General features: G+C 70.8%; 13 protein-coding genes and 1 pseudogene. 10 read left to right on the top strand and 4 right to left on the bottom strand.

What is annotated here, in order from left to right; all coding sequences use genetic code 11:
- Positions 1-5: 5 nt before the first annotated feature.
- The gene (gene mptB / locus AB0F52_RS41985) at positions 6-1,637 is read right to left on the bottom strand and encodes a polyprenol phosphomannose-dependent alpha 1,6 mannosyltransferase MptB (RefSeq protein WP_360183531.1); all 1,632 of its coding nucleotides are present in this window, start codon (positions 1,635-1,637) and stop codon (positions 6-8) included.
- A gap of 120 nt (positions 1,638-1,757) precedes the next feature.
- Here mptB and AB0F52_RS41980 point away from each other — a divergent pair, with 120 nt between their 5' ends.
- The 7 genes from AB0F52_RS41980 to AB0F52_RS41950 are packed head-to-tail and all read left to right on the top strand — an operon-like array spanning position 1,758 to position 8,203.
- Positions 1,758-2,609, top strand: a complete 852-nt coding sequence (locus tag AB0F52_RS41980) for a metalloregulator ArsR/SmtB family transcription factor (protein ID WP_360183343.1) — start codon at positions 1,758-1,760, stop codon at positions 2,607-2,609.
- Positions 2,606-4,054: a Fe-S cluster assembly protein SufB gene (sufB, locus tag AB0F52_RS41975; RefSeq protein ID WP_360183341.1), complete on the top strand. Its 1,449-nt coding sequence runs from the start codon at positions 2,606-2,608 to the stop codon at positions 4,052-4,054. The genes AB0F52_RS41980 and sufB overlap by 4 nt, the downstream gene beginning before the upstream one ends.
- A 2-nt stretch (positions 4,055-4,056) precedes the next feature.
- Complete coding sequence (gene sufD / locus AB0F52_RS41970) at positions 4,057-5,229, top strand: Fe-S cluster assembly protein SufD (RefSeq protein ID WP_360183339.1); 1,173 nt, start codon at positions 4,057-4,059, stop codon at positions 5,227-5,229.
- A gap of 32 nt (positions 5,230-5,261) precedes the next feature.
- Positions 5,262-6,032, top strand: coding sequence for a Fe-S cluster assembly ATPase SufC (sufC, locus tag AB0F52_RS41965; RefSeq protein ID WP_360183337.1), 771 nt, complete (start codon positions 5,262-5,264; stop codon positions 6,030-6,032).
- A gap of 37 nt (positions 6,033-6,069) precedes the next feature.
- Entirely contained in the window at positions 6,070-7,359 is a 1,290-nt protein-coding gene (locus tag AB0F52_RS41960; protein ID WP_360183335.1) for a cysteine desulfurase, read from the top strand.
- Positions 7,356-7,805, top strand: a complete 450-nt coding sequence (sufU, locus tag AB0F52_RS41955) for a Fe-S cluster assembly sulfur transfer protein SufU (protein ID WP_360183333.1) — start codon at positions 7,356-7,358, stop codon at positions 7,803-7,805. The genes AB0F52_RS41960 and sufU overlap by 4 nt, the downstream gene beginning before the upstream one ends.
- A complete protein-coding gene (locus AB0F52_RS41950) occupies positions 7,802-8,203 on the top strand; it encodes a metal-sulfur cluster assembly factor (protein WP_360183331.1) in 402 nt (133 codons plus the stop codon). Before sufU ends, AB0F52_RS41950 begins: the two co-directional genes overlap by 4 nt.
- On the opposite strand, the gene AB0F52_RS41945 is transcribed toward AB0F52_RS41950, so the two are convergent.
- The gene (locus AB0F52_RS41945) at positions 8,193-8,987 is read right to left on the bottom strand and encodes a DUF4184 family protein (protein ID WP_360183329.1); all 795 of its coding nucleotides are present in this window, start codon (positions 8,985-8,987) and stop codon (positions 8,193-8,195) included. The two genes, AB0F52_RS41950 and AB0F52_RS41945, sit on opposite strands and share 11 nt — an antisense overlap.
- A 17-nt stretch (positions 8,988-9,004) precedes the next feature.
- Here AB0F52_RS41945 and AB0F52_RS41940 point away from each other — a divergent pair, with 17 nt between their 5' ends.
- Both AB0F52_RS41940 and lepB read left to right on the top strand, forming a co-directional pair.
- Entirely contained in the window at positions 9,005-9,337 is a 333-nt protein-coding gene (locus AB0F52_RS41940; protein ID WP_360183327.1) for a YnfA family protein, read from the top strand.
- 29 nt (positions 9,338-9,366) lie between these two features.
- Positions 9,367-10,146, top strand: a complete 780-nt coding sequence (gene lepB, locus AB0F52_RS41935) for a signal peptidase I (protein WP_360183325.1) — start codon at positions 9,367-9,369, stop codon at positions 10,144-10,146.
- Here the strand turns inward: lepB and AB0F52_RS41930 are convergent.
- Positions 10,070-12,093, bottom strand: a pseudogene (locus AB0F52_RS41930) (AarF/UbiB family protein). The gene lepB and the pseudogene AB0F52_RS41930 sit on opposite strands and share 77 nt — an antisense overlap.
- 184 nt (positions 12,094-12,277) lie before the next feature.
- Here AB0F52_RS41930 and AB0F52_RS41925 point away from each other — a divergent pair.
- On the top strand, positions 12,278-12,820 hold the full coding sequence (locus AB0F52_RS41925) for a snapalysin family zinc-dependent metalloprotease (RefSeq protein ID WP_360183323.1): 543 nt from the start codon (positions 12,278-12,280) through the stop codon (positions 12,818-12,820).
- Here AB0F52_RS41925 and AB0F52_RS41920 read toward each other — a convergent pair.
- Positions 12,814-13,731 carry a DMT family transporter gene (locus AB0F52_RS41920; RefSeq protein ID WP_360183321.1) on the bottom strand — a complete coding sequence of 306 codons (918 nt, stop codon included), beginning with the start codon at positions 13,729-13,731 and terminating at the stop codon, positions 12,814-12,816. The two genes, AB0F52_RS41925 and AB0F52_RS41920, sit on opposite strands and share 7 nt — an antisense overlap.
- Between the last annotated feature and the right edge of the window lie 61 nt (positions 13,732-13,792).

Here is a 13,792-nt window from a genome sequence, read left to right as displayed (position 1 = left end):
TCGGGTCACGATACGGCGTCGACCGGCTCGGGCACCCGCGGGGACGGCTTGGCGAGCAACACGGGAGCGAGCCGCCGCACGATCAGCATTCCCGCGCCGCAGACGACGATCGCCGCGACGTAGGCGAACGGCAGCACGTACGGGCGGCCGTCGAAGGTGCTGCCGGTGGGCGGGAGGAGGAACGGCAGGGCGGCCGACAGCACCGCCGCCGCCACCCGGAACCGCGACGTCCCGGCCGCGGCGGCGAGCGGGATCACCGCCCAGAGCACGTACCAGGGCTGGAGGTTGATCTGCAGGATCATCACCGCGCCCATCGAGACGCCGAGCCCGATGATCGGCCGGTAGCGCCACTTGAAGCTGTCCCACAGGAACTTGAAGGTGATCCCGACGGCGACGAGGTAGCCGAGCGCGCCGAGGATGGGCACCAGCGCGTTCGTGTGGTTGCCGAGCCCGAGCGCGATGCCGAGGACGCCGGAGAGGTTGGCCAGCTCGGCGGTCGGGGAGATCCAGGAGCGGACCAGGCCGGGGGTGTTGAACGTCGCCCCGAACCAGCCGAAGCCGAGCCCGGTGCCGAAGCAGACGGCCACCAGGACCACGCCGAACCACAGCGCCATCGGCACGCCGGCCACGAACAGGTCCTTGAGCCGGCCGTGCCGGCGCCGGGCCACCATCACGGCGAAGAACGGCAGCGCGAACACCGCGGGCAGCTTCACCGCGACGCCGAGGGTGATGATCGCGACGCCGAGCCCGATGTACAGCAACTCCCCGCGCGCGAGCGGGGGCGGGGTGTCGCCCTTCACCCGGATCGGCAGCCGCCGGATGCCCACCTCCAGCCCGGCGAGCATCAGGCCGACGGCGAGCGCGTCGTTGTGGGCACCGGCCACGAAGTGGAAGATCAGCAGCGGGTTCAGGGCGCCGAGCCACAGCGCGGTCGCGGGCTGGACGCCGAACCGCCGGGCCAGCCGCGGCAGCGCCCAGACGATGAGGACCACGCCGGCCAGCGCGAGCACGCGCTGCAGCAGCACGCCGACCGCGATGCTGTTGCCGGCCAGCGGGGCGAGCCAGCCGCCGAGACGCAGCACGACCGGCCCGTACGGCGCCGGCGTCTCCCGCCACATGTTCGACACGCCCGCGGTGAACTTGTCCGCGACGCCGAGGGCCTGCGCCGGGCCGAGGGTGTAGGGGTCCATCCCGCGGTGCACGATCTCGCTCTGCGCCAGGTAGCTGTAGACGTCGCGGGAGAACAGCGGCGGGATGACCAGCAGCGGCAGCACCCACAGCGCGATGGTGCGCGCGAGCTGGCCCTGTGACGCCAGGCGCGTGCGGCTGGGCTGGGCGAACCGGCCGAGCATCAGCCAGCTCAGCACCAGGATGCCCATCCCGGAGATGGCGATGGCCAGCGAAACCGTCGGGATCCGGGTGAACAGCCGCAGCACCGGGATCTCCTGCACCGGGTTGATCACCGGGGCGGCGCCGGCGCCGAGGGAGCCGAGCGCGAGGAAGAGCGACCCGACCGTGCCGAAGCGGCGGACGACGTTCAGCCCCCGCTGCTCACCGGCTTCCAGGGGGAGCGGTTCCCGGGGGTGGACCGGGGAGAGCGTCACCGGGTGGGCACTTCCGGCTTCGAGCCGTGCCACTTGCTGCTCCTGTTCGCCCACTGCCACGCGTGCAGGGTATCGGTCCGCCCCCGAGTGAGTCGGGTCACTGCCGGACACCCCACCTTTGCCGACCGCGGGGAAATAAGACACACTTGTGTTGTGAAAAAGACGGCGACGGGCGACCAGGCGGGCGGCGATCTGCCGCGTGCCGCGCACCCGCACGTTCCGTCGCAGGTCAGCGCCGAGGGCAAGACCCGCCAGGAGGTCGCCCGGCTGCTGCTGGAACAGGGTCCCATGACCGCCGTCGTGGTCGCCGAGCAGCTCGGGATCAGCCCCACCGCCGTCCGCCGGCACCTGGACGCGCTTCTCGCGGATGGCGAAGCCGAGACGCGGGACGCGCCGCGGCGAGGACCCCGGGGCCGGGGTCGCCCGGCGAAGCTCTTCCTGCTGACCGAGCCCGGCCGCGCCCGCTTCGGGCACGCCTACGACGACCTGGCCGTCTCCGCCATCCGCTTCCTGGCCGAGCACGCCGGTGAAGACGCCGTCCGCGCGTTCGCCGAGCAGCGCATCGAGAAGCTGGTCGGCCCGCACCGCTCCGCGATCACCGGACCGGGTGATCCGGCGGCCCGCGCGGAGGCCCTCGCGACCGCGCTGAGCAGGGAAGGCTACGCTGCGTCGACCCGCCAGATCGGCGCTGGTGCCCTCGAAAAGCAGGCGCCGGGGCAGAACACCGGGGCCCAGCTCTGCCAGCACCACTGTCCGGTCGCCCACGTGGCCGCGGAGTTCCCGCAGCTGTGCGAGGCCGAGACGGAGGCGTTCGCCAAGCTGCTGGGCACCCACGTCCAGCGGCTGGCGACCATCGCACGCGGTGACTCCGCGTGCACCACCCACGTACCCGTCACGGCGGGTCAGCCGGCCCATCCCGAGCCGGTAAGCACAGAGCCTCCGAGGGCGGCCCAGCTGCGGTCCCCGGAGGAAGCACGGATCCCGAATGGAGGGAAACCCGCATGACTGCCGCTGCCGAGCAGCGCACTCCCACCACCGCGCCACTGAGCCAGGAAGAGACCATCGAGTCCCTTGGCAAGTACGCGTTCGGCTGGGCCGACTCCGACGAGGCGGGCTCGACCGCCCGCCGCGGGCTGAACGAAGATGTCGTCACCGACATCTCCGGGAAGAAGTCCGAACCGGAGTGGATGCGCGAAGCGCGACTGAAGGCGCTCAAGCTCTTCGAGAAGAAGCCCATGCCCAACTGGGGGGCCGACCTCTCCGGGATCGACTTCGACAACATCAAGTACTTCGTCCGCTCCAGCGAGAAGCAGGCTGCGAGCTGGGAAGACCTTCCCGAGGACATCAAGAACACCTACGACCGGCTGGGCATCCCCGAGGCGGAGAAGCAGCGCCTCGTCGCCGGTGTCGCGGCCCAGTACGAGTCCGAGGTCGTCTACCACTCGATCCGCGAGGACCTCGAGAAGCAGGGCGTGCTCTTCCTGGACACGGACACCGCGCTCAAGACGCACCCGGAGCTGTTCGAGGAGTACTTCGGCTCGGTCATCCCGGCCGGGGACAACAAGTTCTCCGCGCTGAACACGGCGGTGTGGTCCGGCGGCTCGTTCATCTACGTGCCCAAGGGCGTCAAGGTGGACATCCCGCTGCAGGCCTACTTCCGGATCAACACCGAGAACATGGGCCAGTTCGAGCGCACCCTGATCATCGTCGACGAAGACGCCTACGTGCACTACGTCGAGGGCTGCACGGCGCCGATCTACCAGTCCGACTCGCTGCACTCGGCGGTCGTGGAGATCATCGTCAAGAAGGGCGCCCGCTGCCGCTACACGACCATCCAGAACTGGTCGAACAACGTCTACAACCTGGTCACCAAGCGCGCCAAGTGCGAAGCGGGCGCGACCATGGAATGGATCGACGGCAACATCGGTTCCAAGGTGACGATGAAGTACCCGTCGGTCTTCCTCATGGGCGAGCACGCCAAGGGTGAGGTCCTCTCGGTCGCGTTCGCGGGCGAGGGCCAGCACCAGGACGCGGGCGCCAAGATGGAGCACCTCGCGCCGTACACCTCCTCGACGATCGTGTCGAAGTCGGTGGCGCGCGGCGGTGGCCGCACCTCGTACCGCGGCCTGGTCCGCGTCGCGAAGCGCGCGCACCACTCGCGCTCCAGCGTGGTCTGCGACGCGCTGCTGGTGGACACGATCTCGCGCTCGGACACGTACCCGTACGTGGACATCCGCAACGACGAGGTGTCTATGGGCCACGAGGCCACCGTGTCGAAGGTCAGCGAAGAGCAGCTGTTCTACCTGATGTCGCGCGGTCTCGACGAGGCCGAGGCCATGGCGATGATCGTGCGCGGGTTCGTCGAGCCCATCGCGCGCGAGCTGCCGATGGAGTACGCGCTCGAGCTGAACCGCCTGATCGAGCTCCAGATGGAAGGGTCCGTCGGCTAGTCATGTCGGTAACCGAGAACAACGTTTCCGGCGCGCTGCGCGAGGGGGCCGTCATTCCGGCGGCCTCCCGCGCGGAGCGCTTCACCTCCTACGACGTCGAGGCCTTCGAGGTCCCGGGCGGCCGTGAGGAGAACTGGCGCTTCACGCCGATGAAGCGGCTGCGCGGCCTGCACGACGGCAGCGCGGTCGCCACCGGCGAGATCACCCTCGAAGCCGACGCCGCGCCCGAGCTGGGCATCGTGACCGTCGGCCGCGACGACCCGCGGCTGGGCCAGGCCGGCGTCCCGAGCGACCGGATCGCCGCCCAGGCGTACTCCTCGTTCACCAAGGCCACCATCGTGACGGTGCCCAAGGAGACGAAGGCGTCCAAGCCGTCGGTGCTGCGTATCCACGGCCCGGGCGAGGGCCAGGTCGCCTACGGGCACCTGCAGGTCCGCGCCGAGCCGTTCGCCGAGGCCGTCATCGTGCTCGACCACGTCGGCTCCGGCACCTACGCCGACAACGTCGAGTTCGTCATCGGCGACGGCGCCAAGGTCACCGTGGTCAGCGTCCAGGACTGGGCCGACGACGCGGTGCACGTCTCCGAGCAGCACCTGAAGCTGGGCCGCGACGCCGCGCTGCGGCACACCGTGATCACCCTGGGCGGTGACCTGGTCCGCGTCTCGCCGACGGCGACCTTCACCGACAAGGGCGGCGACGTCGACATGCTCGGCGTCTACTTCGCCGACGGCGGCCAGCACCAGGAGCACCGCCTCTTCGTCGACCACGCGGTGCCGAACTGCAAGTCCCGCGTGGGCTACAAGGGCGCGCTGCAGGGCGAGGGCGCGCACACCGTCTGGATCGGCGACGTGCTGATCCGCGCCGCGGCCGAGGCCACCGACACCTACGAGTTCAACCGCAACCTGGTGCTCACGCCGGGTGCCCGCGCGGACTCCGTGCCGAACCTCGAGATCGAGACCGGTGAGATCGAAGGCGCCGGCCACGCGAGCGCGACGGGAAGGTTCGACGACGAGCAGTTGTTCTACCTGCAGTCGCGCGGGATCGCCGAAGAAGCCGCCCGCCGGCTGGTCGTGCGCGGGTTCTTCCACGAGATCCTGGTGAAGATCGACGTCCCCGAGGTGCGCGAGCGCCTCGAAGCCGCGATCGAGGCCGAGCTCGAAGCCGTTGGCGCCTGACGCCGTCCACCGCAGACTTTAGGAAACGAAGAATGGCTACCCTGGAAATCAAGGACCTGCACGCCTCGGTCGAAACCGACGAAGGCGCCAAGGAGATCCTCAAGGGCGTGAACCTGACGATCAAGTCGGGCGAGACCCACGCGATCATGGGCCCCAACGGCTCCGGCAAGTCCACCCTGTCCTACGCGATCGCCGGTCACCCCAAGTACCAGGTGACCTCCGGCGAGGTGCTGCTCGACGGCGAGAACGTGCTCGAGATGAGCGTCGACGAGCGCGCCCGCGCCGGCCTCTTCCTGGCCATGCAGTACCCGGTCGAGGTGCCCGGCGTGTCCATGTCCAACTTCCTCCGCACCGCGGCCACCGCGGTCCGTGGCGAGGCTCCCAAGCTGCGCCACTGGGTCAAGGAGGTCAAGGAGGAGATGGGCAAGCTCGAGATCTCGCAGGAGTTCGCCGAGCGCTCGGTCAACGAGGGCTTCTCCGGCGGCGAGAAGAAGCGCCACGAGATCCTGCAGCTGGCGCTGCTCAAGCCGAAGTTCGCCATCCTCGACGAGACCGACTCCGGTCTCGACGTCGACGCGCTGCGCGTCGTCTCCGAAGGCGTGAACCAGTACAAGGCTTCGAGCGAGGTCGGCGTCATGCTGATCACGCACTACACCCGGATCCTGCGGCACATCACGCCGGACTTCGTGCACGTCTTCGCCGGCGGCAAGATCGTCGAGTCGGGCGGTCGCGAGCTGGCTGACGAGCTCGAGGAGAACGGCTACGTCAAGTACGTGGGCAAGCCCGAGCCCGCGGCCCTCTGATACGTACCACTACACCGAGAAGAGAGGAGTCGGCCCGATGACCACCACCTCGGCCAGCTCTGTGCCACTCGACGTGGCGGCCCTCAGGGCCGACTTCCCCATCCTGTCGCGCACCGTCCGCGACGGGAAACCCTTGGTGTACCTGGACTCCGGGGCGACCTCGCAACGCCCGACCGCGGTGTTCGAGGCCGAACGCGAGTACGTGTTCACGTCGAACGCCGCCGTCCACCGCGGTGCCCACCAGCTCTCCGAAGAAGCGACCGACGCCTACGAGTCCGCGCGCGCGAAGATCGCGGAGTTCGTCGGCGCCGACCCCGAAGAGCTGGTGTTCACCAAGAACGCGACCGAGGGCATCAACCTCGTCGCGTACTCGATGAGCAACGCCGCCACGGCCGGCCCCGAAGCTTCGCGTTTCGTGGTCGGCCCGGGTGACGAGATCGTCATCACCGAGATGGAGCACCACGCGAACCTCGTGCCGTGGCAGCAGCTGTGCCAGCGCACCGGGGCCACGCTGAAGTGGTTCAAGGTGACCGCGGACGGCAGGCTCGACCTGTCCGATGTGGACGAACTGATCACCGAGCGCACCAAGGTGGTCGCGTTCGCGCACCAGTCGAACGTGCTCGGCACGGTCAACCCCGTTTCGCTGCTGGTCGAGAAGGCCAAGGCCGTCGGCGCGCTCACCGTGCTGGACGCCTGTCAGTCGGTGCCCCACTTCGCCGTCGACTTCCACGCGCTGGGTGTCGACTTCGCGGTGTTCTCCGGGCACAAGATGCTCGGCCCGTCCGGCATCGGCGTCCTCTACGGGCGCACCGAGCTGCTCGAAGCGATGCCGCCGTTCCTCACCGGCGGGTCGATGATCGAGATGGTCCGCATGGAGGGCTCCACCTTCGCGCCGCCGCCGCAGCGGTTCGAGGCCGGCGTCCCGATGACGTCGCAGGCCATCGGCCTCGGCGCGGCCGTCGACTACCTCTCCGCCATCGGCATGGACCGGATCGCGGCCCACGAGCACGAGCTCGCCGCGGCGGCCCTCGAGGGCGTCGGCGCCATCCCGGGTGTCCGGATCATCGGGCCGACCGATCTGAAGGACCGCGGCGCGACGGTGTCGTTCGTGATCGACGGCGTGCACCCGCACGACGCCGGTCAGGTGCTCGACAGCCTCGGCATCGCGGTCCGCGTCGGCCACCACTGCGCGTGGCCGCTGCACCGGGCCTGCAACGCCCAGGCGACCGTGCGCGCGTCGTTCTACCTCTACAACGACCTGTCCGAAGTGGACGCCCTGGTGGCCGGGGTCCGCGAGGCGCAGAAGTTCTTCGGGGTGGCCCAGTGAACTTGGAGAGCATGTACCAGGAGATCATCCTGGACCACTACAAACACCCGCACGGGCGCGGCCTGCGCGACCCGTTCGACGCCGAGTCGTTCCAGGTCAACCCGACCTGCGGCGACGAGGTGACCCTGCGGGTGAAGATCGACGACGGGAAGGTCGCCGACGTCTCCTACGACGGCCAGGGCTGCTCGATCAGCCAGGCCTCGACGTCGGTCTTGACGGATCTCGTCGTCGGCCACACGCTTGAGGAGGCGTTCACCACCATGGACGCCTTCGTGGAACTGATGCAGGGCAAGGGAAAGATCGAGCCGGACGAGGACGTGCTGGAGGACGGGATCGCCTTCGCGGGCGTCGCCAAGTACCCGGCCCGCGTGAAGTGCGCCCTCCTCGGCTGGATGGCTTTCAAGGACGCCGTCGCCCGGACGACCAGTGGAGATGGACAGGCATGACCGAAGACACCGCCACCGAAGCTCGCGAGGGCCGGACCGCCGCCGACCTGGACGCGGAAACCACCGCGACGCAGGACCTCGACCTCGCCAAGCTCGAAGACGTCGAAGAGGCCATGCGCGACGTCGTCGACCCGGAACTCGGCATCAACGTTGTCGACCTCGGCCTGGTCTACGACATCCGCGTCGAGCCGGACAACACCGCGACCATCGACATGACGCTGACGTCCGCGGCCTGCCCGCTGACCGACGTCATCGAAGACCAGACGTCGGCGGCGCTGACCTCCGGCGGGCTGGTCAAGGACTTCCGGATCAACTGGGTCTGGATGCCGCCGTGGGGCCCGGAAAAGATCACCGAGGACGGCCGCGAGCAGCTGCGCGCCCTCGGCTTCACCGTCTGAGTTCGTTCGCGTCGAGCGGGTCACCTTCCGAGGTGGTCCGCTCGACGTATAACGCCCTATACTGCGCGTGCCAGGCCAGTGCGTACAGCCCGAGCGTGGCGAAGAACCCGCTGCAGGCACCGGTGACGAGCAGGTAGGTCGCGTTGCCGACCACACCGGCGCGGGTCATCGGGTCGTGGTGGGCCAGGAACGGCAGCGCTTCGACGAGCCCGCCGGTGAGCGTGCCGGCCGCCAGGAACGCGGCGACGGCCCTGCGGTGGCGGGTGCCCGGCGGTGCCGGCGCGACCGGCGCGGTGCGGTACCAGCGCCACAGCCACCAGGCGAGGATCGCGGCACCGGCGATGGTGCTGACCAGCTGGATCAGCCGGCCGACGTCGACGCCGGTGACGAGCGGGGTCCGCAGGAACGCCGGCCCGCCGCTCTCGTGGGTGAAGGCGTCCCAGCCGACGTGCGTGGCGGCGCCGAGCACCAGCGAGAGGGCGATCCAGTGCGGCTTCCGCCAGTCGAAGTGGCGGGGAAGCCGACCGGCGAGTGGTCCGGGCGCCAATGCCAGCAGCGGCCGCTTCAGCAGGACGTGGAACACGGCCAGCAGGACGAGCGCGATGAGCGGGTCGAGCCACAGGACCGCGGTGAATTCGTGGGTGTCCGTCAGGCCCACGCTGTGGAGCCGCGGCACGAACCAGAAGAGGTCGGGCGCGACGGACCCGGCGACGAGCGCCGAGGGCACCAGCGGACGTCGCGCCAAGGGGAGCACAGCGGCGGGATGACTCAGCGTGAACGGCACGGGGTTAGTATCCCCGGGTGGTCCTGCGGTCGATCCTCCTGTTTCTGGCCGCGGCGGTGTGCGAAATCGGCGGCGCCTGGCTGATCTGGCAAGGCATCCGCGAACACCGGGGTCTGCTGTGGATCGGCGGCGGGATCGTGGCGCTGGGCGTGTACGGCTTCGTGGCGACCCTCCAGCCGGACGCCCACTTCGGCCGCATCCTCGCCGCGTACGGCGGGGTGTTCGTGGCGGGGTCGCTGGCCTGGGGCGTGGTCGCGGACGGCTACCGCCCGGACCGCTACGACGTCATCGGCGCTTTGCTGTGCCTGGCCGGGGTCGCGGTGGTCATGTACGCGCCGCGCGCGGGGTAACGGCGCAAGGGGGCGGGCGATAGATCGTCGTGACCGACCTCGCGTTCCCGCCCGCGCCGCCCGAACTGCCGAAGCAGCGCCGGATCTCGCCCGCCCTCGTGGTGGGCATCGTCGTCGCCCTGCTGGGCCTCGGTGTGACGGTGGCCGGTGTGGGCACGGGTTTCTTGAGCTACCGGGCCTACCGGGTTCCGGGGCCGGCGATGAGCCCGGCGCTCAAGCCCGGCGGCGAGGTCGTGGTGCGCGCCCGCGATGGCGAAGAGGTCCACCGCGGGGACGTGGTCATGTTCGACCGCGGTGCGTTCGCCCACCCGGACAGTTCCGGGTTGAGTGTCTTCCGGGTCGTCGCGGTCGCCGGGGACGTCGTCGCCTGCTGCACCGAGGGGCGGCTGTCGGTGGACGGCCGGCCGATCACCGAGACCTACCTCAGCCAAGACGAGTACGCGCACGACGCGGCGGCCGCCATGCCGTACCTCGTGCGCATGCACGAAGGTCAGGTGTTCCTGCTCGGGGACGAGCGGGGCAGAGCCCGCGATTCGCGCTTCCTCGGCGTCGTGCCGCTTTCCGCGGTCACCGGCTTCGTGGCCGGCACCGGGAGTGCCTTCCGCCCGGCGCCACTGCCGCGCACCACCGCCTTCACCGACGCGGGCCTGCCGGGCGCGCCGTTCGAAGACCGGATGTACCCCGCGCTGCGCTGGTGGCTGCTCGGCGGCGCCGTTCTGTTCTTCGCCGGCTTCATCGGGCTGATCGTGACGCTCGTCCGGAGCGCCGGAAGACGACGAACAGCAGCCGCAGGCCCACCAGGGCACTGATCACCAGCAGGTTGTAGCCGAACACCTGGTGCAGCGTCAGGTCCGCGGCGATGCGCGGGCCGCCCGAACCGGTCAGCAGGAACACCGCCATGAGCCCGGTGGCCGCGCCGACGAAGGCCAGCAGGGCTTCGTGGACCAGGCCGGTGACGACGTCGCGGTCGCGTTCGTCGGAGAACAGCCGGACGTTCACCGACAGCCGGCCCTCCTCCAGGGCCGCGCCGATCCGGTCGATGCGGCGGGGGATGCGGCGCAGCACCGGCAGCAGCGCGGTCAGCTCGCCGACCGCCGACCGCCGACCGCCGACCGCCGACCGCCGACCGCCGACCGCCGACCGCCGACCGCCGACCGCCGACCGCCGACCGCCGTGCGGCCGAGCGAGCCCGGCCGCAGCCCGGCGCCGACCTGCTCGACGGCGAACGCGCGGGACTCGGCGACGACGTCGAAGCCCGGATCCAGCGCGGCCAGCGTGCCCTCGACCGTGGCCAGCGCGCGGAACACCGCGGCCACCGGCGGGGGCACGCTGAGCCGGAAGTCGGCGACCACGCGGAACAGGCCGGTGAACAGGTCGAGGTCCGGCGTGCGGCCGGGGCCGAAGTGCCGGGCGACCAGGGCGCCGAGGGCGCGTTCGAGGCGCTGTTCGTCGATTTCGACGGTGCGGTCGACGATTTCGAGGAGCCCGTCGCGCAGGCCCGCCGGGTCGCCGCGGTCCAGGGCGAGCAGGAGGTTCTGCAGGCCGCCGCGCAGCCCGCTGTCGAGCCGGCCGACCGAGCCGAAGTCGAGCAGGCCGAGGCGGCCGTCACTCAGCAGCATGAGGTTGCCCGGGTGGGGGTCGGCGTGGAAGACGCCCCCGATCATCACCTGGTCGAGCAGGCAGCGCAGGAGCGAGCGCGCCAGCCGCTTGCGCTCGGCCGCGGGCAGCGTGTCCTTCGCCGTGGTGAGCGGCCGGCCGGCCAGCCGGGACATGACCAGCACGCGATCGGTGGAGAGTCCCTTGTGGACCTTCGGCAGCCCGACGTCCGGGGAGCCGGTGGCGGCGACGGCGGTGATGTTGCGGGCTTCGATGGTGAAGTCGAGTTCCTCGGCGAGCGCGGTGGCGAACCCGTCGGCCAGTTCGGCGACGCCGAGCGACCGCGCCCAGTCCGCGCGGTCCTCGCACGCCGCGGCGACGCGCCGGACGATGGCGATGTCGCGTTCGGCCTGCTCCCGAACACCCGGTCGCTGCACCTTGACCACGACGTCTTCGCCGCTGCGCAGCTTCGCGCGGTAGACCTGCGCGACCGACGCGGCGGCCAGCGGTTCGGGGTCGAACTCGGCGAAGACGTCGTCGGGGGAGCCGCCGAGTTCGTCGGCCAGCAGGGCCCACACGGCGTCGGCGCGGGCGGGGGCGACCTGGTCCTGGAGCCGGGCGAGCTCGTCGGTGAACACCGGGGGCAGCAGGTCCGCGCGGGTGGAGAGCAGCTGGCCGAGCTTCACGAACGTCACGCCGCCTTCCTCCAGCGCGTGGCGCAGGGAGCGCGCGAGCTTGGCGTGCCGCCCCCGCGCGAGGCCGGGTTCGCGCCGGCCGGTCAGGTAGCGGCCGAGGCCGTGCTTGACCGCGATCCGGCTGATCTGCGCGTACCGGCGGGTGCGGGCGAGCCGGCCCCGCAGCCGGCCGAGCCCGACGCCGTGCGGCAGCGCCATTTCCACGACGAACAGGAAGATCAGGGTCGCGAGGAAAGCGCTGCCCGCCAACGGGATCAGCAGGCCGATCGCCGCGCCGCCGTTGTGCAGCAGCGAACCGGGGAACGCCTGCGCGATGCCGCCGGCGACGAGCCACCCGAAGGCGGCGGCGCACAGGGCACGCACGGCACCGATCCGGACGCCGAGCACGCGCCGGGCCGCGGCGACGAGCGGCCACAGCAGGAGCACGTACAGGGGGAGGGTCAGCAGGCCCAGCAGGATGTCCATCGGTTCCCTTTCGCCGGGAACGAGCAGACCACGGCGGCCGCCACCGGCGGCTCACGCGGCGGCGGGAGGGGGCTCCCTCCCGTGGGGGAACGACTTTCGGCCGTGGCCGCGGCGGTGGTTGCCTTCTAACCTGATCGCGCGTACCACGGTGAAGAGCTCCGGCGAACCGGACGAAGGAGACACGATGAACGGACGCGTGATCGGCCGGGTCGTGGCGTTGGCCACGGCCGTCGCGGCCCCGCTCGGCCTGGGCCTGGCCACCGCTCCGGCCGCCTCGGCGGCCGCGGTCACGACGCTGTACTACAGCTCGTCGGGTGCCCCGGACTACCTCGCCCAAATCGACCAGGGCGCGGCCAACTGGAACACCGCCGTCACCGACGTGAAGCTGGTCAAGCGGAACACGAGCGCCACGATCGTGTTCCACGAGATCCACAGCGGCGGCTCGTACACGAACACCAACGGCCACGGCCGCGGCCAGATCTACCTGGACACGAGCCAGGTGGCGGAGGGCTTCGACCCGACCCGCATCGCGGCGCACGAGCTGGGGCACAACCTCGGCCTGCCGGACCACTACAGCGGCCCGTGCACGGAGCTGATGTCGGGCCACGGGCCGGGCACGGCGTGCAAGAACGCCAAGCCTTCGGCGGCCGAGGCGGCGAAGGTGCAGTCGTTGTGGGTGAACGGGCTGGTGGCCCGGGCGGCCGAAACCCGCGCGGTCGCTTACTGAGCTGGTTCGTGGTGGCCTCCGGTGCGCCGGAGGCCACCTCTGTTCTTCCGGTGCAGGCCCACGGTGACGCCGGCGATGACGACCGCGCCGCCGAGCACCTGGGTGATCGTGAGTGTCTCGCCGGCCAGCACGACCGCCCAGACCAGGCCCGCCACCGGCACGACGTTCAGCAGGTTCACCGCGACACTCGGATCGAGCCCCCGGAGCCCGTGGTTGTACAGCAGGAACGCCGCCACCGAGCACAATCCGGCCAGGAACCCGATCCGCAGCACGGTTCCCCCGCTGGGCGTGCTCCACCGGTCCACTTCGGACAGTGACAGCAGCACGAACCCGCCCGCTCCCGCGAGGGTCTGGTAGTACGTCACCACGATCGGCGAAGCGCCGGAGCCGTCCCGCCGGGCCAGGATGTTGTACGCCGCCCAGACCACTCCGCCCGCGATGAGGAACCCGTCGCCCCACAGGGAGTGAGAGTCGCCCGGTTGTCCCTGGACCACCAGCCACACTCCCGCGACCGCCACCAGCATGCCCGTCAGCCGGGCGGGGGAGAAGGCCGCGCGGCCGGACAGGACCAGCGTCAAAATCGGGTACGAAGCGACGATCAGCGTCGCGTCGGACGCCGACGCCAGGTCGACGCCGACGTTCTCCAGCGCGAAGTACGCCGTGATCCCCAGCAGGCCCGCGGCGCCGATGGCCAGCCGCTGCCGGGGGGAGGGCAGCCGACGGCGGTCGGGGCCCGTGTGCACCGCCACTCCCAGGACCGCCGCCGCCAGCACGAACCGCAGCGCGCCCAGCGTCATCGGCGGGATCTCCGCCAGCGCCACCTTGGTGACCGCGAACGAACTGCTCCAGATCAGCGCCGCGCCCAGGACGGCGGAGACGGACGAGCCCACACGAGGCGAATCGGTGATCATGGCGCCGACGGTAAACAACAGCCAGCGCCACGACGACGAACGCCGTGTTAGATTCGGCGGG

Source organism: Amycolatopsis sp. NPDC024027 (assembly GCF_040638975.1).
GTDB lineage: Bacteria > Actinomycetota > Actinomycetes > Mycobacteriales > Pseudonocardiaceae > Amycolatopsis.
This window is presented reverse-complemented; position numbering and strand designations above follow the sequence as displayed.

Bases quoted from the DNA above. Each gene is read 5' to 3' on its own strand.
- sufB (WP_360183341.1), top strand. From the start codon at position 2,606: ATGACTGCCGCTGCCGAGCAGCGCACTCCCACCACCGCGCCACTGAGC.
- sufD (WP_360183339.1), top strand. From the start codon at position 4,057: ATGTCGGTAACCGAGAACAACGTTTCCGGCGCGCTGCGCGAGGGGGCC.
- sufC (WP_360183337.1), top strand. From the start codon at position 5,262: ATGGCTACCCTGGAAATCAAGGACCTGCACGCCTCGGTCGAAACCGAC.
- AB0F52_RS41960 (WP_360183335.1), top strand. From the start codon at position 6,070: ATGACCACCACCTCGGCCAGCTCTGTGCCACTCGACGTGGCGGCCCTC.
- AB0F52_RS41950 (WP_360183331.1), top strand. From the start codon at position 7,802: ATGACCGAAGACACCGCCACCGAAGCTCGCGAGGGCCGGACCGCCGCC.
- AB0F52_RS41925 (WP_360183323.1), top strand. From the start codon at position 12,278: ATGAACGGACGCGTGATCGGCCGGGTCGTGGCGTTGGCCACGGCCGTC.
- AB0F52_RS41920 (WP_360183321.1), bottom strand. From the start codon at position 13,731: ATGATCACCGATTCGCCTCGTGTGGGCTCGTCCGTCTCCGCCGTCCTG.